Annotated in this window: 14 protein-coding genes and 1 pseudogene; 6 read left to right on the forward strand and 9 right to left on the reverse strand. The window is 70.3% G+C overall.

The window, feature by feature from the left end; translation table 11 throughout:
* Nucleotides 1–22 precede the first annotated feature (22 nt).
* From JOD31_RS09570 to JOD31_RS09580, 3 genes are all read left to right on the forward strand, one after another.
* On the forward strand, nt 23–400 hold the full coding sequence (locus tag JOD31_RS09570; RefSeq protein ID WP_204950092.1) for a thioredoxin fold domain-containing protein: 378 nt from the start codon (nt 23–25) through the stop codon (nt 398–400).
* 17 nt (nt 401–417) lie between these two features.
* Nucleotides 418–786: an ArsR/SmtB family transcription factor gene (locus JOD31_RS09575; RefSeq protein ID WP_204950093.1), complete on the forward strand. Its 369-nt coding sequence runs from the start codon at nt 418–420 to the stop codon at nt 784–786.
* A 78-nt stretch (nt 787–864) separates the two neighbouring features.
* Complete coding sequence (locus tag JOD31_RS09580; RefSeq protein WP_204950094.1) at nt 865–2,061, forward strand: YeeE/YedE family protein; 1,197 nt, start codon at nt 865–867, stop codon at nt 2,059–2,061.
* A gap of 68 nt (nt 2,062–2,129) precedes the next feature.
* Here the strand turns inward: JOD31_RS09580 and gyrB are convergent, their stop codons facing one another.
* From gyrB to dnaN, 4 genes are all read right to left on the reverse strand, one after another.
* Nucleotides 2,130–4,559, reverse strand: coding sequence for a DNA topoisomerase (ATP-hydrolyzing) subunit B (gene gyrB / locus JOD31_RS09585; RefSeq protein WP_204950095.1), 2,430 nt, complete (start codon nt 4,557–4,559; stop codon nt 2,130–2,132).
* A 249-nt stretch (nt 4,560–4,808) separates the two neighbouring features.
* A complete protein-coding gene (locus JOD31_RS09590; protein WP_204950096.1) occupies nt 4,809–5,423 on the reverse strand; it encodes a LysE family translocator in 615 nt (204 codons plus the stop codon).
* Nucleotides 5,424–5,477: 54 nt separating this feature from the next.
* Nucleotides 5,478–6,629, reverse strand: coding sequence for a DNA replication/repair protein RecF (gene recF, locus JOD31_RS09595; protein WP_204950097.1), 1,152 nt, complete (start codon nt 6,627–6,629; stop codon nt 5,478–5,480).
* A 164-nt stretch (nt 6,630–6,793) separates the two neighbouring features.
* The gene (gene dnaN / locus JOD31_RS09600; protein ID WP_204950098.1) at nt 6,794–7,912 is read right to left on the reverse strand and encodes a DNA polymerase III subunit beta; all 1,119 of its coding nucleotides are present in this window, start codon (nt 7,910–7,912) and stop codon (nt 6,794–6,796) included.
* Between the two features lie 272 nt (nt 7,913–8,184).
* On the opposite strand from dnaN, the gene JOD31_RS09605 reads away from it, so the two are divergent.
* Nucleotides 8,185–8,979 (forward strand): mechanosensitive ion channel family protein, encoded by a 795-nt coding sequence (locus tag JOD31_RS09605; protein ID WP_204950099.1) that lies wholly within the window; start codon nt 8,185–8,187, stop codon nt 8,977–8,979.
* A gap of 12 nt (nt 8,980–8,991) precedes the next feature.
* Here JOD31_RS09605 and ftsY read toward each other — a convergent pair.
* Nucleotides 8,992–9,942: pseudogene (gene ftsY, locus JOD31_RS09610) on the reverse strand (signal recognition particle-docking protein FtsY); the annotation flags it as partial.
* Between the two features lie 5 nt (nt 9,943–9,947).
* Nucleotides 9,948–11,213 (reverse strand): tRNA (N(6)-L-threonylcarbamoyladenosine(37)-C(2))-methylthiotransferase MtaB, encoded by a 1,266-nt coding sequence (mtaB, locus tag JOD31_RS09615; protein WP_204950101.1) that lies wholly within the window; start codon nt 11,211–11,213, stop codon nt 9,948–9,950.
* A 168-nt stretch (nt 11,214–11,381) separates the two neighbouring features.
* Between mtaB and JOD31_RS09620 the strand changes: the two genes are divergently transcribed.
* Nucleotides 11,382–12,242 carry an SMP-30/gluconolactonase/LRE family protein gene (locus JOD31_RS09620; protein WP_204950102.1) on the forward strand — a complete coding sequence of 287 codons (861 nt, stop codon included), beginning with the start codon at nt 11,382–11,384 and terminating at the stop codon, nt 12,240–12,242.
* Between the two features lie 107 nt (nt 12,243–12,349).
* Nucleotides 12,350–13,609 (forward strand): MFS transporter, encoded by a 1,260-nt coding sequence (locus tag JOD31_RS09625; protein WP_204950103.1) that lies wholly within the window; start codon nt 12,350–12,352, stop codon nt 13,607–13,609.
* 57 nt (nt 13,610–13,666) lie between these two features.
* Here the strand turns inward: JOD31_RS09625 and JOD31_RS09630 are convergent, their stop codons facing one another.
* The 3 genes from JOD31_RS09630 to JOD31_RS09640 are packed head-to-tail and all read right to left on the reverse strand — an operon-like array spanning nt 13,667 to nt 18,743.
* On the reverse strand, nt 13,667–16,795 hold the full coding sequence (locus tag JOD31_RS09630) for an efflux RND transporter permease subunit (RefSeq protein ID WP_204950104.1): 3,129 nt from the start codon (nt 16,793–16,795) through the stop codon (nt 13,667–13,669).
* Nucleotides 16,796–16,797: 2 nt separating this feature from the next.
* On the reverse strand, nt 16,798–18,099 hold the full coding sequence (locus tag JOD31_RS09635) for an efflux RND transporter periplasmic adaptor subunit (RefSeq protein ID WP_204950105.1): 1,302 nt from the start codon (nt 18,097–18,099) through the stop codon (nt 16,798–16,800).
* Complete coding sequence (locus JOD31_RS09640) at nt 18,096–18,743, reverse strand: TetR/AcrR family transcriptional regulator (RefSeq protein ID WP_204950106.1); 648 nt, start codon at nt 18,741–18,743, stop codon at nt 18,096–18,098. The genes JOD31_RS09635 and JOD31_RS09640 overlap by 4 nt, the downstream gene beginning before the upstream one ends.
* Nucleotides 18,744–18,803 lie beyond the last annotated feature (60 nt).

An 18,803-nucleotide genomic window follows, 5' to 3' on the forward strand; every position in this document is an offset into this window, starting at 1 on the left:
CGCATACGATTATATATAGAGCATGCCGTTTCGTCGTACCCTCGCCTTCGTTGTTTTCGTTATCGGCGCGCAGGTCGCGAGCCTCGCCGCCCGCGCTGCGGAGCTGGTGATGTTCGATCAGCCGGGCTGCGTCTGGTGTCAGCGCTTCGAGACGGAGATCGCTCCCGGCTACGAGAATGCGGAGGAAGGCAAACTCGCGCCGCTGCGCCGAATTGATATTCGCGCGCAAGACAAGGCGGGCTTCGCACTTGCGAACGGCGTGCGGATCACGCCAACCTTTGTTCTCGTAACTGACGGTCGGGAAATCGGTCGCCTGACCGGCTATCCCGGTAAAGACTTCTTCTGGACCGCTCTTGCCGACTTGACCGGCCGTCTTCCGAAGTCGTCGAACCCGAACTGATTTCAGGATTCCGCCGTATGCCAGCAATCGTATCGGCCAAGATCGAGAACGAGCTTCGCGACGGACCGGAGGTCTCGCCCGAGCTTGACGCGCTCATGCGCAACGCCCGCGACGCCAGCGACTTCCTTAAGGCCCTGTCGCACGAAAGCCGGCTGCTGCTGCTCTGCCTTCTGGCCGAGCGCGAGCGGTCCGTGACGGAACTCGAGAACATCCTGTCGCTTCGCCAGGCCAGCGTATCGCAGCAGCTCGCGAGGCTCAGACTGGAGGATCTCGTCACGACGCGGCGGGACGGCAAAGCGATCTATTACAGCTTGGCGAACGATGACGTTCGCCGTGTTATCTCCGTGATTTACGACATTTTTTGCGAGAAGGACCAAAAGGCCTGATTTTGCTGTGACGCGCCGGGCTGGCGACAAGACGCGTGAAAAGCGTCGCGCCAGCCGATGGACGGGAGGACCGGGCGCATGGAGTTCATCGGGCCGTCATGGCTCGCATTCGCCGGTCTTGCGATCGGCGGTCTCGTCGGCTTCGCCGTCCGGCGAGCGCGGCTTTGCACGTTCGGCGCGCTCGAGGACGCTTTCGTCGGCGCAGATACACGACGCTTGCGCGTGTTCGGCCTGGCAGCGGCGATTGCGATCGTCGGGACGCAAGCCCTCGTCCTCGCCGGCCTGCTCGATCCTGCGCAGACGACTTATGTGTCCGTCGCCGTGCCATGGCTTGGCGTCGCCGTCGGCGGCGTCCTGTTCGGCTTCGGGATGGCGTTGGTCGGAACCTGCGCTTTCGGCTCGCTTATCAGGCTCGGCGGCGGAGATCTCCGCAGCCTTGTGGTCATACTGGTCTTTGGCCTGGCGGCTTACGCGACCTTGCGCGGGGCGCTGGCGCCTTTCCGGATCGGCGTTATCGAGAGCTTCGCGTTCGCCCCTCCGCCCCCCGGTCGCGCCGACATTCCCGGGCTTCTCGAGGGAGCGTTGGGCGTCGATCTCAGGATATGGATCGCGATCGCGCTTTCCACCGGACTGTTGCTGCTCGCCGTGACGGACAGACGCCTGAGGCGAACGCCGCGACTTGTCTTGGGCGGCGTCGCGCTCGGCCTGGGCGTCGTCACCGGATGGGCGGCGACACAGTTCCTCGCCGACGAATTCGTCCAACCGATCGCGCCACAGAGCCTGACCTTCGTCTCCCCCGTCGCGCGCGCTCTTTCCGGCGTGCTCTTCGAACGGGATACGCTGTTGGAGTTCGGCGTGGGCTCGGTTCTCGGCGTAGCCTGCGGAGCGGCGCTCGCCACGGTGATCGCACGGGAGTTCCGCTGGGAGGCCTTCGACGACCCGCGCGAGATGAAGCGCCACCTCGGCGGCGCGACGTTAATGGGCGTCGGCGGCGTCATGTGCGGCGGCTGCACGATCGGCCAAGGCCTCACCGCCGGTTCGATGCTGGCCTTATCATGGCCTCTGGCGCTGATTGCGATCGCGCTCGGCGCGCGGCTGGGCATAGCCGTGCTGATGGAAGGCTCCATCGTTGAGCTGCTGCGGTCGATGCGCCCGCCGGCGCCTGAAGCCGCCTGGCCGCACAAGACGCCCTCCGCGGATCGCGATCCGGGCCACACGGACGCAACGGCCCAGACATCACGGCCCCAGGCGCCGTCGCCCACTCCAGTAAGCTAAGCCGGCCGCGCGCCGATCGGGCCGAAAGAAGTCCGCGGCTGAACGGCGCCACCTGCGCGCAAGCGCCCTCAGACGTCGAGGTTTGCGACGGTGAGCGCGTTGTCCTGGATGAACTCGCGGCGCGGCTCGACGACGTCGCCCATCAGCTTGGTGAAGATGTCGTCGGCCTCGTCGACCTCTTTGACCTTCACCTGCAGCAGCGAGCGGACGTTGATGTCGAGCGTGGTCTCCCAAAGCTGGCTCGGGTTCATCTCGCCGAGCCCCTTGTAGCGCTGCAGCGTCAGGCCCTTGCGGCCGACCGCGAGCACGCCGTCGACGAGTTCGGACGGCCCGTGCACCGCGCTGACCGCGTCCTTGCGCAGCAATTGCGGCGTCTCCCCGAAGATCTCCCGCAGCCCCACGGCGTGCTCGTCGAGCTTGCGGGCGTCGGCGCTGGCGATCAGCGCGGCGTCGATGATCGCGGCCTCCCGCACGCCGCGCACGGTGCGCGCGAAGGTGAAGCCGTCGTCGCTGACGGTCCCGACCCAGCCGCGCTCGGTCTCCTCGGCCAGCACGTCGAGACGGCGGGCGACGTCGTCGGCCACGCGCTGCGCGGCCTCCGAGTCGTTCAGCACGTCCGGCGTCAGCGCGCCGGCGATGGCGGCCTGCTCGACGACGGGCCGGCGATAACGCGAGTGCAGGCCGCCGAGCAGGGCGCGGATCTGGCGGGCCTCGCTGATCACGGCGCGCAGATCGGCGCCCGCGCGGACCTCGCCGCTCGCGAGCCTCAGCGACACGCCCTCAAGGCCGGAGTCGATCAAGTAGTCCTCGAGCGCGCGCTCGTCCTTCAGGTACTGCTCGGACTTGCCGCGCGTCACCTTGTAGAGCGGCGGCTGGGCGATGAAGATGTGGCCGCGGTTCAGAAGGTCCGGCATCTGACGGTAGAAGAACGTCAGCAGCAGGGTGCGGATGTGGCTGCCGTCGACGTCGGCGTCCGTCATGATGATGATCTTGTGGTAGCGCAGCTTGTCGGCGTTGAACTCCTCGCGGCCGATGCCGGTGCCGAGCGCGGTGATCAGCGTGCCGATTTCCTGGCTCGACAGCATCTTGTCAAAGCGGGCGCGTTCCACGTTCAGGATCTTGCCCCGCAGCGGCAGCACGGCCTGGAAGGCGCGGTCGCGGCCCTGCTTGGCGGAGCCGCCTGCGGAGTCGCCCTCGACCAGGAACAGTTCGGACTTCGCCGGATCGCGCTCCTGGCAGTCGGCGAGCTTGCCCGGCAGCGAGGCGATGTCGAGCGCGCCCTTGCGGCGGGTCAGTTCGCGCGCCTTCTTCGCGGCCTCGCGGGCGGCGGCGGCCTCGACCACCTTCTGCACCACCGTCTTGGCGTCCGCCGGATGCTCCTCGAACCAGGTATGCAGCGCCTCGTTGACAAGGTTCTCGACCGCGGGCCGCACCTCGGAGGAGACCAGCTTGTCCTTGGTCTGGGACGAGAATTTCGGGTCCGGCACCTTGACCGACAGCACGCAGGTCAGTCCCTCGCGCGCGTCGTCGCCAGTGAGCGAGACCTTCTCCTTCTTGGTGACGCCCGAGGTCTCGGCGTAGCCGTTGACCTGCCGCGTCAGCGCCGCGCGGAAACCGGCGAGATGGGTGCCGCCGTCGCGCTGGGGGATGTTGTTCGTGAACACAAGCACGTTCTCGTGGTAGCTGTCGTTCCACCACATCGCGACCTCGACGCCGATGCCGTCCCGCTCCGAACGCAGCACGATCGGGGTCTCGATCAACGGGTGCTTGGCGCGGTCGAGGTACCGCACGAAGGCCTCGACGCCGCCCTCGTAGTAGAGCTCCTCGCGCCGGACGTCGGCGGAGCGCGCATCGGTCAGCACGATCTTCACGCCGGAATTCAGGAAGGCCAGCTCGCGCAGGCGATGCTCGAGCGTTGCGTAGTCGAACTCGGTCACGCCCTTGAAGGTGTCTCCGCTCGGCGTGAAGGTCACTTCCGTGCCGCGGCGACCGTTCGCCGGGCCGACCACGGCGAGCGGCGCGTCGGCCACGCCATGGGTGAACGACATCTCATGCTCTTTGTCGTTCTGCCAGATGCGCAGCTTGAGCTTGACCGACAGCGCGTTCACGACCGAGACGCCGACGCCGTGGAGGCCGCCCGAGACCTTGTAGGAGTTCTGGTCGAACTTACCGCCGGCGTGCAGCTGGGTCATGATGACCTCGGCCGCCGAGATGCCTTCCTCGGTATGGATGCCGGTCGGGATGCCGCGGCCGTTGTCGGTGACGGTGCAGGAGCCGTCCGAATTCAGCGTGACGGTGACCTCGTTCGCCCAGCCGGCGAGCGCCTCGTCGATGCCGTTGTCGATGACCTCGTAGACCATGTGGTGCAGGCCGGAGCCGTCGTCGGTGTCGCCGATGTACATCCCCGGTCGCTTGCGCACGGCGTCGAGCCCCTTGAGGACCCGGATCGAGTCTGCGCCGTAGTCTTCGGCGCCGCCGTTCGAAGGAATGTCGGACATGTCAGATCTCCTCGCGGGGTGCGCTGGCGCCTGCGATGGCCGCGGTGCGCGGCGGTCGGCGTGAGGCTTGGGCGAGCGTCGGAAAAACTCGGCAGGAATCAGGCGTTTTGAACCGCCTATTCCTACCCTTTCGAGGTCGGAAAGGCGAGTTTTGACGCGGGCTCCAGGGGATGCCTGTCAATAACCCCACGCAGAGCGTCAAATATCTGGAAACAATGGCTTTTCTTGGAGCGCCAGACCGTCGCGGCGTCAGCTCGCGGCGACGCCCGCGGCGGCGGCGCCCATGGTCGCGCCCGAGATGCGGTTCAACAGGCGCCGGCCGCGGGGCGAGACAAGCCACGCGCGGGCGCGGGAGGCCAGCGCCGCATAGCCGCCCATCACCACGATCAGCACCAGCACGGTGGCGGCCGCGAGCTCGGCGAAGCCAAGCGCGTCGACGTGGCCGAGATCGACGATCGCCGGCAGCAGCGCGAGGTAGAACACCATCGCCTTCGGATTGCCGATCGTGACCGCGAGTCCCGCGAGGAAGCCGCGCGCGGCGGACATCGGCCGGGCTTCTGCTGCGACCGCGTCGGTCGAGGCCGGCGCGCGCCAGAGCTTCACCGCCAGATAGAGCAGATAGGCCGCGCCGAGGTACTTCACGACCATGAAGGCCGTCCCGAAGCTCGCCGCCAGCACGGCGAGCCCGAAGGCGGCGCAGGCGAGCCAGACCACGTCTCCGAGGATGAGCCCGGCCACCATGGGGGCGGTGCGGCGAAACCCGACGCCGAGCGCGCGGGCCACGATGGCCGCAACTCCGGGGCCGGGCGTGGCCGCCACGACGAACAGGGCGGCCGAGAAGGTGAGGAGGCTGGCGAGGGTCATGGCCGGGAATTGAAGCGGCGGCGCGCGAGCCGTCAAGCGCCAATGCGCTGAGGCTCAAGGCCCTCGCCGCACGTCTCCGTCCGTGACCGAAAACACCGTCGCCCGACCGCCGAGATCCGCGAAGGCCGCGGGGTCTGCGCCGGTGAGCCAGACCTGCGCGCCCAGGGCGTCGAGCGCGCCATAGAGCGCCGCGCGGCGGACGGGGTCAAGATGGGCCGCGACCTCGTCGAGCAGCACCACGGGCGCCCGGCCGTCGAGACGGGCCACGAGGCGGGCGTGGGCCAGCACGAGGCCGACCAGCAGCGCCTTCTGCTCGCCGGTGGAGCATTTCTCCGCCGGCATGTCCTTGGCGGCGTGGCGCACCAGGAGGTCGCTCAGGTGCGGACCCTCGAGCGTACGCCCCGCCGCGCGGTCGCGGGGGCGGCCGCGGCCCAGCCGCTCACGGTAGGCGTCTTCGGCGGCGGTTGCGGAGAGATGGGCCAGTTCGGCCTCCACCGACCCCTCGAGCGCAACCTCGGCGGTCGGGAACGGCGACGCCGCCTCGGCGGTCTCGGCGACCAGCGCCGCCAGCCGGGCGACGGTCTCCACCCGCGCAGCCGCAACCGAAATGGCCAGTTCCGCCAGTTCGCGCTCGACCGCGTCCACCCAGCGGGCGTCCGCGCGCGGGTCCTCCAGCAGGCGGTTGCGGGAGCGCAGAGCGCGCTCGAGCCCGGAGGCGCGGGCGGCGTGCGCCGGGTCCGCGGCGTTGACCAGCCGGTCGAGGAAACGCCTGCGATCGCCGGCCGGCCCGCGGAACAGGCCGTCGAGGTCCGGCGTCAACCAGACGAGGCGCAAATGCTCGGAGAACGCCCCGGCGCCCGAGACCGGCGCGCCGTCGATCCGGCAGCGGCGACCGGTCGCGTCCTGCGCGGGCTCGACGCCCGTGCCGAGCCGTGTCGGGCCGTCGTCGTCGCCGGCGATCTCGGCCGCGACCGCCCAGGACCCGTCGCCGGGCGTGCGCGCGAATTCGCCGTGCGGCGCGCGGCGCAGGCCGCGGCCCGGTGCGAGCAGCGAGATCGCCTCGAGGATGTTGGTCTTGCCGGCGCCGTTCGGCCCCACGAGCGCGACCGAGCCTTCGCCGGAATGCAGGTCGAGCGCGGGGTAGGAGCGGAAGTTGGTGAGGCGCAGGCGGGAGACCCCGGCGCGGCGGTGGGATGTGCCTGTCATGAACCTCGGCCACCGCACGATGGCCACCGAATGAAACGCGTCATCCTCCGGCTTGACCGGAGGATCCATCCCAAGCGCAGAGCGCCACGTCGCAGATGGGTCCCCCGGTCAAGCCGGAGGACGACGGCGCGTTTTCTGACAGGCCGGAGCGGCGACGTAAGCCCTCACACCCGCATCGGCATCAGCACATAGAGCGCCGGGGAGTCGTCACGGTCCTGCACCAACGTCGGCGAGCCGGGATCGGCGAGGCGGATCAGCGCGGTGTCGCCTTCGAGCTGGTCGGCGATGTCGAGCAGATAGCGGGAATTAAAGCCGATATCGAGCGGCTCGGCCTCGTAGTCCACCTCGATCTCCTCCGTCGCGTTGCCCGAGTCCGGGTTTGTGACGGTGAGCACCAGCTTGCGATCGGTGAGCGAGAGCTTCACGGCGCGGCCGCGCTCGGACGAGATGGTGGAGACGCGGTCGACGGCGCTTTTGAACTCGAGACGATCGACCGTGAGGCGCTTGTCGTTTCCGGCGGGGATGACGCGGCCATAGTCCGGGAAGGTGCCGTCGATCAGCTTGGAAGTGAGCACCACCTGGCCGAAGGACACGCGGATCTTGGTGGGCGACAGCTCGACCTTCACCTCGCCTTCCGGATCCTCGACGAGGCGCTGGATCTCGGAGACGGTCTTGCGCGGCACGATCACGCCCGGCATCCCGACGGCGCCCGCCGGCGCCGGCATCTCGACCCGCGCGAGGCGATGACCGTCGGTCGCGACCGCGCGCAGCAGCGACACGCCCGCGCTGTCGACCGCGTGCAGGTAGATGCCGTTGAGGTAGTAGCGGGTCTCTTCGTTCGAGATCGCGAACTGGGTCTTGTCGATCAGCCGCTTCAGGTCGGCCGCGCCGATCGTGAAGCCGGTCGGAAGCTCGCCCGCGGCGAGGTCCGGGAAATCGCTGTCCGGCAGGGTCTGCAGCGTGAAGCGGGAACGGCCGGCGCGGATGACCAGCGTGCCGCGTTCGCCGCCCATCTCCAGCGAGACCTGGCTGCCGTCCGGCAGCTTTCGGACGATGTCGTAGAAGGTGTGCGCCGGCACCGTGGTCGCGCCGGGCTGCGCCACCTCGGCCGCCACCGTCTCCACCACCTCGAGGTCGAGGTCGGTCGCCTGCAGCCGGAGGCCGTCGGTTCCCGCGCGGAGCAGGACGTTCGCGAGGATCGGGATGGTGTTCCGCCGCTCGACGACGCGGTGGACATGGGCAAGGGCCTTCAGGAGGGCCGCTCGCTCGAGGGTCGCGCGCATGTGGGTCGTCCCGCTCCGGTGTCGTCGGTGGAGATCGCGCGACGGTCGCAGCGGGGGCGGCGTCGGCGATCGGGAGGCGGCGCGGCGTGGGGCCGCGCAGGGACTGGCGACATTGCCCATGGCCGCGCCTGAAGGCAAGAGCCTGCGCCTGCGACACGGGCTCGGGGGTTGCGCGAACAGGCGGCCGCTCTACGTCGGGGGAACGCCCGATGACCGAGGACGGCCGACGCTCGCGTGGATGCGCGCCGCCCGCCGAAGACCTGAGGGGCCCGATGCCCAACGTACCGATCGACTTCACCTTTCTGACCAACCTCGTGGTCGTCTACGGCTTCAACGTCGTGGGCGCGCTGGCCCTGGCGGTCGCCGGCTTCTGGATCGCCGGCGTGATCCACAACGGCGTCCACCGCGGGCTGCTCGCCTCCAAGCGGATGGACGTGACGGTCGCCTCCTTCCTCGCGAGTCTCGCGCAATACGCCACGCTCGCCGTGGTGCTGGTCGCGATCCTCCAGCTCGTCGGCATCCAGGCGACGAGCCTCATCGCGGTGCTGGGCGCCGCGTCCCTCGCCATCGGCCTCGCGCTGCAGGGCACGCTGTCGAACATGGCGGCGGGCGTGATGCTGCTGCTGTTCCGCCCGTTCAAGGTCGGCGACGCCATCGAGGTCGCCGGCAAGGCAGGGACGGTGCGCGACCTCAACCTGTTCTTCACGGAGCTCGCCAGCGGCGACAACGTGCAGGTGCTGATCCCGAACGCGCAGGTCTGGGGCACCGCGCTGACCAACAAGTCGAAGTACCCGACCCGCCGCGTGGAGACGACGCTGACCGCGCCGGCCGACCAGGATTTCGAATCCGCCCGCGCCGAGATCGCCGCCTTCCTGCGCGACAACCCGCATGCGCTGGCCTCGCCGGAGCCAATCGTGACGCCGACCAGCTACAGCGACGGCGGCGTCGAGTACGCGGTGAAGGTCTGGACGCCGGCGAAGGATCTGCAGGCGCTGCAGGCGGATCTGGTGCAATACACCCGCGATCGGGCGCGCGCGCAGACGGCCCTTGGCCAGGCCGCCGAGTAAGGCGATCGTCGGTTAGAACTCGTAGGTCTTCTCGACCCGAGGCAGCCCTACGAGCGCCCGGGCGAAATCGTCAGGGTCGAACGGCTCGAGGTCGTCGAGGCCCTCGCCGACGCCGATGAAGTGCACCGGCAGCCGGTATTTCTCCGCGACCGCGACCAGGATGCCGCCGCGGGCGGTGCCGTCGAGCTTGGTCATGACGAGGCCTGTGACGCCGGCCGTCTTCGCGAAAGCCTCCACCTGGCCAAGCGCGTTCTGGCCGGTCGTTGCGTCCAGCACCAGCAGGCAGGCGTGCGGCGCGTCGGCGTCGAACTTCTTCAGCACGCGCACGATTTTCTCGAGCTCCGCCATCAGCCCGGCCTTGTTCTGCAGCCGGCCGGCGGTGTCGACGATCAGCAGGTCCGCGTCGTCCGCCCGCGCCTTGGCGTAGGCCTCGTAGGCGAGCGCGGCGGCGTCGGCGCCGGTTTCCTTGGAGACAAAGGCGGCGCCGGTACGCTGCGCCCAGACCGCGAGCTGCTCGACCGCGGCGGCGCGGAAGGTGTCGCCCGCCGCCAGCACGACCTTGAGACCGGCGGTGCGGTAGGTTTCGGCCAGCTTGCCGATGGTGGTGGTCTTGCCCGAGCCGTTGACGCCGACGACGAGGATCACCGCCGGGCGCGCGCTTTCGGGCGGATCGAGCGGCACGGCGACCGGCGCCAGCACGCGCGCCACCTCCTGCGCCACGATCGCGCGCACGCTCTCGCCGTCGAGCTGCTTGGCGTGCCGCGCCCGGCCCACGGCGGCGGTGACGCGCTCGGCGGTCGCGACGCCGAGGTCGGACTGAATCAGCAGGTCCTCGAGCTCGTCAAGCGTCGCCGCGTCGAGCTTCTCCTTGGTGAAGATCTCGGTGATGCCGCGGGTCAGCTGCGTCGAGGTCTTGGAGAGACCGTCGCGCAGGCGCGTGAACCAGCCTTTGGCCTCGGGAGCGTCGGTCATGAGCTTTGTCCTGTTCCCGATCTCAACGCGCCGTCCATGCCCCGCTCCGCCGCAAGCAGCGCGCGGCCGTCGTGGCCGGCGACGTCCACGTCCACAAACGCGCCCTTGGGCGTGTCGGCGGCGAGGCGAACCAGCGCGAAGTCCGCAGCGCGGGCGAGGCCCCTGCCCTCCGACAGAACGACGAGCCGCCGCCCCACATGGCCCGCGAGGTGGCGGGCGAGCAAGGCCTCTCCCGTAGCGCGCAAAGCCGCCGCGCGGGTCTTGATGATTTCGCCGGCCACCTGCGGCATGCGGGCGGCCGGAACGCCGGGGCGCACGGAGTAGGGGAACACGTGCGCGTAGGCGATCCCGCAGTCCTCGAGCGCCGAGCGGGTGTTCTCGAACATCGCGTCAGTCTCGGTCGGGAACCCCGCGATCACGTCGCAGCCGAAGGCGACGTCAGGCCGCGCCCGCCGCATCCCGTCGCAGAACCGCACGGCGTCGGCGCGGGAATGCCGACGCTTCATGCGCTTCAGGATCATGTCGTCGCCGGACTGGAGCGAGAGGTGGAGATGCGGCGCGAGCCGCTCCTCCTCCGCGAAGGCGCGCACCAGCGCGTCGTCGATCTCGACCGCGTCGAGCGAGGACAGCCGCAGCCGCGGCAGTTCGGGCACGGCGGCGAGCACCGCGCGGACGAGATCGCCCAGCCGCTCGCCGGCGCCGAGATCGAGCCCCCAGGAGGTGAGGTCGACGCCGGTCAGCACCGCCTCCTGCGCCCCGCGGTCCAGCACCCGGCGCACCTCGGCGATCACCTGCGCCTTCGGCGTGGAGCGCGACGCGCCGCGGCCGAAGGGGATGACGCAGAAGGTGCAGCGATGGTCGCACCCGGTCTGGACCTGCACGAAGGCGCGCGGCGCGAGGATGGCGGCCTCCGCCGGCGGCGGAAGGATCGCTGCGTCCGCGACCGGCGCGGCGCGCTCATGTCCTGCCCCCCAGGTCTCAGGCCGGAGCTTGTCGGCCGCGCCGACCACGCGGGCGACCTCGGGCATGCTCGAAAACGCATGCGGCTCGATCTCGGCGCCGCAGCCGGTCACGACGATCTCCGCCCCGGGGTTGGCGCGGGCGGCGCGGCGCACCGCCTGGCGCGCCTGTCGGGTGGCTTCGGCTGTGACGGCGCAGGCGTTGACCACGACGAGATCGTCCCGCCCGCGCGCATGGGCGCGGATGGTCTCGCTGTCCACGGCGTTCAGCCGGCAGCCGAACGTGATGACGTCGAGGCTCATGGCCCGCGATATGCCGCAGCCGGAGGCAAAAGGCCACCGCCGGGACACGGTCGCGTGCGACGGACGCGGTCAATCCGCACGAGCGCCCCATATGACGCAGGGAACACGCGCGCGGAACCACGCGCGCCAGAGCGCGGCGAACGCGCTTCGTCCCGAGGAGACGCTCCCATGTCCGTCCGCCCCATCGTCCTCGCCCTGGCGCTCGCCGTCCTGGCCAGCCCTGCCGCCGCCGCCGAGCCGCGGAAGCTTTGGGAGATCGGCGACCTGCGCCAGCCGGAGTCCGTGCTCCCCGCCAGCGACGGTTTTCTCTATGTCAGCCTCGTCGCCGGTTCGATGACGGAGAAGGACGGCGTCGGCTTCATCGCGAAGACGACGGTCGACGGGCGGATGATCGAGCCCGAATGGATCAGCGGCCTTAACGCCCCGAAGGGCATGGCGCTGGTCGGGGGCAAGCTCTACGTGGCCGACATCGACGAGCTGGTCGAGATCGACGTCGCTTCCGCCAAGGTGGCGAACCGCTACCCGGTGGAGGGCGCCGGCTTCCTGAACGACGTGGTCGCGACGCCGGACGGCCGCGTCCTGGTCTCGGACACCGCGAAGAACGTCATCTTCGCGCTCAAGGACGGCGCCATGACGCGGTTCGCGGAAGGCCCGGAGCTGAACGGCCCCAACGGCCTTGCGATCGAAGGCGACCGGCTGATCATCGCCGGCTTCGGCCCCTTCGTCGACGGCAAGCCCACCAGCGAGGGCCACCTCGTGGAGCTGCCGCTGTCCGACGGCAAGGCCCGCCCGCTTGGAAGCGGAGCGCCGATCGGCGCCCTGGACGGCCTGGTCGTGCTGGGCGGCGGCGGGTACCTCGCCACCGACTACCTCAAGGGCCCGCTCTACCTGATCGACGCGACCGGGAAGCACGAGCAGCTTCTCTCGCTCAGCCCCGGCTCGGCCGACCTCTCCTACGACGCGGCGTCCAAGACCGCCGTCCTGCCGCTGAACCACGAGGGCAAGCTCGTGGCCTACCGCCTCGACTAAAGAACGAGAGCGACCCGCGGGACGCAGCGTCCCGCCTCCTGCGCCTCGACATGTGAGCGCGCGAGCGCTTTAAGCGGCGGACCGCACGTGCACAGATGGCCCGCCCCATGACCGTCATCGGACCCGACGCGCCCTCGCCCGCGAGCGGCGCGCCCGTCTCTCCGATCGCCTTCCGCCACCGCAATTACACGCTGTTCTGGATCGCGCGGCTCTGCGCCACCTTCGCCATCCAGATCGTGTCGGTCGCGGTCGGCTGGCAGGTCTACGACCTCACGCGCGACCCCTTCGACCTCGGACTCGTCGGCCTCGTCCAGTTCCTGCCGGCTTTCGCGCTCGTGCTGGTGACGGGGCCCGCCGCCGATCGGTTCTCGCGGCGTCTGATCATGGGGCTCTGCGTCGCGGTGGAGGCCGCCGGGGCGCTCGCGCTCGTCGCGCTCACCTTCGCCCACGAGATCTCGGTCGTCTCGATCTTCGCCGTGCTGTTCGTGTTCGGCGTCGCCCGGGCCTTCTTCGGCGCGGCCAGCACCTCGATCGTGCCGAACCTCGTGCCGAAGGAAGCGCTCGCCAACGCGATCACGTGGACCTCGTCCGCCTGGCAGTTCGCGAGCATCGTCGGCCCGGTCGCGGGCGGCCTGCTCTACGGGCTCGGCGGCGCGGTCGCCTACGCGGTGGCGGCGGCTCTCCTGGTCCTGGCGCTCGTCCTCGTCGCCGCCATCCGCGTGGTCCAGCCGCGCCGCGCCTTCCAGGCGAACTGGCGCACGCTGGTCGCGGGCTTCGACTATGTGTTCCGCGAGAAGGTGGTGCTGGGGGCCATCACGCTCGACCTATTCGCCGTGCTGCTCGGCGGCGCCATGGCGCTGATGCCGGCGGTCGCCCGCGACGTGCTGGACGTCGGCCCCTGGGGCCTCGGCCTGCTGCGGGCCGCGCCCGGCGTCGGCGCGATCGCCGTCGCCGCCCTGCTCTCGATCGTCCCGATCCGCGACCACGCCGGACGCATCATGTTCGCCTGCGTCGGCCTGTTCGGCCTCGCGACCATGGTCTTCGGCCTGTCGACGACGGTCTGGCTTTCGGTCGCGGCGCTTGCGGTGATGGGCGGCGCCGACATGGTGAGCGTGACGATCCGCGAGACGCTGCTGCAGCTCTGGACGCCCGACGAGGTGCGCGGCCGGGTCAACGCGGTGAACATGATGTTCGTCGGCGCGTCGAACGAACTCGGGGAGTTCCGGGCGGGCGTCACCGCCACGTTCATCGGCGTGATGCCGGCGATCGTGGTCGGCGGCGCCGGCGCCATGGCGGTGGCGGCGATCTGGGCCTGGCGATTCCCGCAACTCCGCACCGCCCGCGGGCTGGAGCGGCGCGAGGAGTGACGCCCACGCGTTAGCACGCGACGGCCGGATGCGCCGTAAACCTGCCCGGCAAGCGCGTCACTCCGCTGCGCGGAGCGTCTCCCGCGGCAGGGCGTGCGCGCCCGTCTCCGGTTCGTCCTTCGGGCCCACGAAACGGCCGAAGATCCAGCCGAACAGGCGGCTGAGATCGTCCATGATCGTGAAGACGGCCGGCACGAAGACCAGGCTGAGCAGGGTCGAGGCCAGCAGGCCGCCGATCACGGCGATCGCCATGGGCGCGCGGAAGGAGCCGCCTTCGCCGAGCGCGAGCGCCGAGGGGACCATGCCCGCCGCCATGGCGACGGTCGTCATCACGATCGGCCGGGCGCGCTTGCGGCCGGCGTCGATCAGCGCCGTCGTGCGGTCGACGCCGCGGGCGACCTCTTCGATCGCGAAGTCCACCAGCAGGATCGCGTTCTTCGTCACGATCCCCATCAGCATGAGGAACCCGATGACGACCGGCAGGCTGACCGAGTTGTTGGTCAGCAGCAGCGCGACGAAGGCCCCGCCGATCGACAGCGGCAGCGACATCAGGATGGTGACGGGCTGGGCGACGTCGGCGAACAGCAGCACGAGCACCGCGAACACCAGCAAGACGCCGGCGCCCATGGCGACCGCGAAGCCCGAAAACACCTCGTTCATGATCTCGACGTCGCCGAACTCCTTCAGCGTCACGCCTTCGGGCAGGGTCTTCGCCGCCGGCAGCGCCTTGACCGCCTCGAGCGCGGTCCCGAGCGCGACCCCTGGCGCAAGGTCGCCCTCGATCGCGACGCGGCGGTCGCGGTCGTAGCGGTCGATGCTCGTCGGACCCTTGCCGAACCGCACGTCGGCGACGGTGGACAGCGGCACGCTGCCGCCGGCGTCGCGGCGCACGCGCAGGTTCTCGAAGGTCGCGACGTCGGCGCGCGCCGCCTCGTCCAGCTGGACGCGGATCGGGACCTGCCGGTCTCCCGCCGAGAACTTGGCGAGGTTCTGTTCGACGTCCCCGATGGTCGCGACGCGCACGGTCTCCGCGATCTGCGCCACCGAGACGCCTAGCTGGGCCGCCTCGTCGAGCTTGGGGACGATGCGGATCTCGGGCCGGTCGATCGCGGCCGTGGAGACGACGTTGAGCAGGCCCGGCACGGAGGCCCGGGTTTCCTTCTCAAGCGCGACCGCCGCCTTCTCCACCGCAGCGCCATCGGAGCCGGAGACGATCAGCGTGAACTCGCGCTGACCTCCGTCGTTGCCGAAGTTGGTGCGGATGTCGGGGATCGCCGCGAGCTGATCGCGCACCTCTCCCTCGAACTGCTTCTGGCTCAAGGTCCGCTCCGAGCGCGGCTTGAGATTGACGATCAGCACGCCTTTGCGGACCTCGCCGGAGGCCGCCATCGGGCCTGCCTGCGCGCCCGAGCCGACGGAGGCGTAGACCGAGGCCACCTCAGGCCGCGCCAGCAGAAGCGTCGTGATGCGCTGGCCGACCTCCTCGGACTGGTCGAGCGTCGAGCCCGGCGGGAGCTCGATCTTCAGGATCGAGCGCGAGGTGTCGTTCTCGGGCAGGAAGCCCGAAGGCAGCAGCCCCGCCAGCATGACCGAGCCCACGAACAGCGCGACGCCCGCGCCGACCGTCACGAAACGCCACCGCACCGACCAGGCGAGAACGCGCGTGTAGCCGCGCATGATGACGCCGTCGCGCTCCTCATGGGCGCCGTGGTCGCGCAGGAAGTAGGCGGTCAGCAGCGGCGTGATGAGCCGCGCGACGAGAAGCGAGAAGGCGACGGCGACCGCGACCGTGATGCCGAACTGCTTGAAGTACTGTCCCGCGATGCCGCCCATGAAGCTCACGGGCATGAACACCGCGATGATCGTGGCGGTGGTCGCGACCACCGCCAGCCCGATCTCGTCCGCCGCCTCGATCGAGGCTCGGTAGGCGGACTTTCCCATGCGCATGTGGCGCACAATGTTCTCGATCTCGACGATGGCGTCGTCGACCAGGATGCCGGTCACGAGCGTAATCGCGAGCAGGCTGACGCCGTTGAGCGAGAAGCCGAGGGCGTCCATCACCCAGAAGGTCGGCAGGATCGACAGCGGGATCGCGAGCGCCGAGATCAGCGTCGCCCGCACGTCGCGCAGGAACAGAAAGACCACGATCACCGCGAGCACAGCGCCCTCGATCAGCGTGTGCATCGCGCTCTCGTAGTCGGCCTTGGTGTAGCGGACGGTGGTGTCGATCGGCGTGATCGTCACGTCGGGATAGCTCGCGGCGAGCTCGTCGAGCTTCGCTTTCGCCGCCTCCGCGACCACGACGTCCGAAAACCCCTTGGCGCGGTAGACGCCGAAGGCGACGATCGGCTTGCCATCGAGACGGGCGGCGGCGCGGGGTTCGGCCGAACCGTCGCGCACCGTGCCGAGATCGGACAGGCGCACCTCGCGCCCGCCCGGCAAGGAGATGCGCGCCTCGGCGAGACGCTCCACGGTGAGCGCGCCGGCGAGCGTGCGCACGGTCTGCTCCTGCGCGCCGACCTCGCCTCGGCCGCCGGCCAGGTCGACGTTCGTCGCGCGGAGCTGCGCGTTGACGTCCGCCGCCGTGACGCCCAGCGCCTGCATGCGGGCCGGGTCCAGCGCGACGCGGATCTCGCGGTCGACGCCGCCCTCGCGCTTCACCTGCGCGACGCCGCGCACGCCCTGCAGCGCCCGGACGATGCGGTCGTCCACGAACCAGCTCAGCTCCTCCGGCGTCATCGCCGGCGCGGAGGCGGCGTAGGTCGAGATCGCCATGCCCTCGATGTCGATGCGCTGGATCAGCGGCTCTTCGATCGATTGCGGCAGGTCGGTGCGGATGCCGGTGATCGCGTCGCGCACGTCGTTGACCGCGCGGTCGACCTGGGTCTCGAGCTGGAACTCGATGCTGGTGACGGACACGCCGTCGCCGATCGAGGAGGTGATGTGCTTGACGCCCGCGAGCCCCGCGACCGCGGTCTCCACGCGCTTCGTCACCTGCAGCTCGAGCTCGCTCGGCGCCGCCCCGGTCTGGTTGATGGTGACCGAGACCAGCGGCAGGTCGATGTTCGGCATCCGCGTCACCGGCAGCGACGCGAACGAGAACAGACCGATCGCCGTCAGCACCACGAACAGCACCAGCGGCGGGATCGGCTTGCGGATCGACCAGGCGGAGACGTTCAGGGCCATCGTTATCGGTCCTTCGCCGAAGCCGACACAGCAGGCGCCGTCACCGGCGCCACCCGGTCGCCGTCGCGCAGGAATCCGCCGGCGCGGGCGACCACCGCCTCGCCGGCCGCGACGCCTTCGAGAATTTCCACGCCCTCGGCGTCCTGCAACCCGAGCGTCACCCGCCGCTCGGCCACGACGCCGTCAATCACCACCTGCACGGTGACGCCCTCGGCGCCGTAGAGCACGGCGGACTGAGGCACGGTCACGCCCTCGCGCCGCGCGGTCTCGATCGCCCCGCGGGCGAACAGTCCCGGACGCAACGCGCCGTCGGCCGGCAGCGCGATCCGGACCACGCCGAGCCGCGTCGTGGCATCCACCGTCGGTTCGACCAGCCGGACCCGGCCGTCGAACGGCTTTGGAACACCCGCCGCCGTCACGCGCACGGGCTGATCCGCCGCGATGGAGTGCAGCCGGGTCTCGGTCGCCTCCGCCTTCAGCTCGATCTCGCCGTCGCGCACCAGCTGGAACAGCGCCTCCCCCGACATGCCGACGATCTGGCCCACGCGCGCCGTGCGGCTTGCGACGACGCCGGCGGAGGGCGCCCGGACCTCGGTGCGCGCGAGACGCAGCGCGATCTCGCGGCCCTGCGCTTCGGCCAGCGCCTTCTCAGCCTGCGCCACCTTGAGGTTCTGCCCCTGCGCCCGCACCCGCGCCGCGGCGACCTGGGCCGCCGTCTGGCGGGCCTGAAGAGTTTCGCCGGTGACGTTGCCGGAGCCCTTGAGCTGTTCGGCGCGCTTCAGCGACGCCACCGCTTCAACCTGCGAGGCCTCGGCTTCGGCGATCGCGGCCTCGACCTGCGCGATGGCGGCCTCGGCCTTGGCGACCGAGGAGGCGTTCTGCAGCGCCTGCGTCTCGAGCATGTCGCGGTCGAGCCGGGCGAGCACCTGCCCCTGCGCCACCCGGTCGCCGACGTCGACAAGGTATTCGTCGAGCCGAAGCCCGTCGATCTGCGCGCCGACCAGCACCTCGTCGCGGGCGACCAGCGTGCCGGTGACCTGCTCGACCTGGGCGATCTCACGCCGCGTCGCCGTCGCGACCGTGACCGAAATGGGCTTCGCGACCGGAGCGGCGGCGTCCGCCGCCTGCGACGGCGTCTGGCGTTCGGCGGCGTAGCGGGCGAGGTCGTCCTTGAACAGGAACGCGCCGGCGCCGAGCGCCGCAAGCGCGCCGAGAACCCACGGCCAGCGCCGGCGACGACGGACGGGCGGCGTCGTTCTGGAGGGAGCCGCCGCGTCCGGACGGGCGCGCAAGGGGGCGTTCATGGGCGGGCCTCGGTCTGCGCGGCGCGCAGGGGCTGGGGGGCGAGGAAGGCGCGGATCGCGCGCTCGTACATGGGCATCAAGCCGTCGAGCTTGGCGCCGGGCTCGATCAGGAGCCGCATCAGCACGCCGTCGGTCATCGCCATCAGCAGCCGCACCGCGTCGAGCGCGTCGAGCGCCGGGTCGATCTGGCCGAGGCTCATGCCCCGCTCCAACACGCGGACGAGGATGTCGCGCGCCTCGTCCTCGAGGCGCTCCGAGATCGCGCGCACGGAGGGATTTCGCACGACCTCGGCGTTCAGCTCGGGGAAGATCACAAGGCTCTCCGGCATCAAGTTGCCGGTCATGAAGGCGCGGGCCGTGGCGATCAGCGCGCCGACCACGTCGTCGACCTCGAGCAGCGGGAGGAGCTGCGGCGCAATGTCGGCGCGGTCGCGCTCGACGATCGCCTCGATGATCGCCTCCTTGGACGGAAAGTAGCGGTAGAGCCCGCCCGGGCTCATGCCGGCCTCGGCGCAGATCGCCTGCATGCCGGTGGCGTGAAAGCCGCCGCGGGCGAAACAGGCGATCGCGGCGTCGAGGATCCGCCGCCGCTGGTCTTCCTGACGCTTCGCCCGGAGCCCGAGCGGCGGAGTCATCTCGTTCATAGGGCGGCTCAGATTTCGAGAGCGAACGTTCGTTCTCGTCTTCTAGCTCAAGCCGGCCCC

This window comes from Methylopila capsulata, from assembly GCF_016907975.1.
GTDB classification, from domain to species: Bacteria; Pseudomonadota; Alphaproteobacteria; order Rhizobiales; family Methylopilaceae; genus Methylopila; species Methylopila capsulata.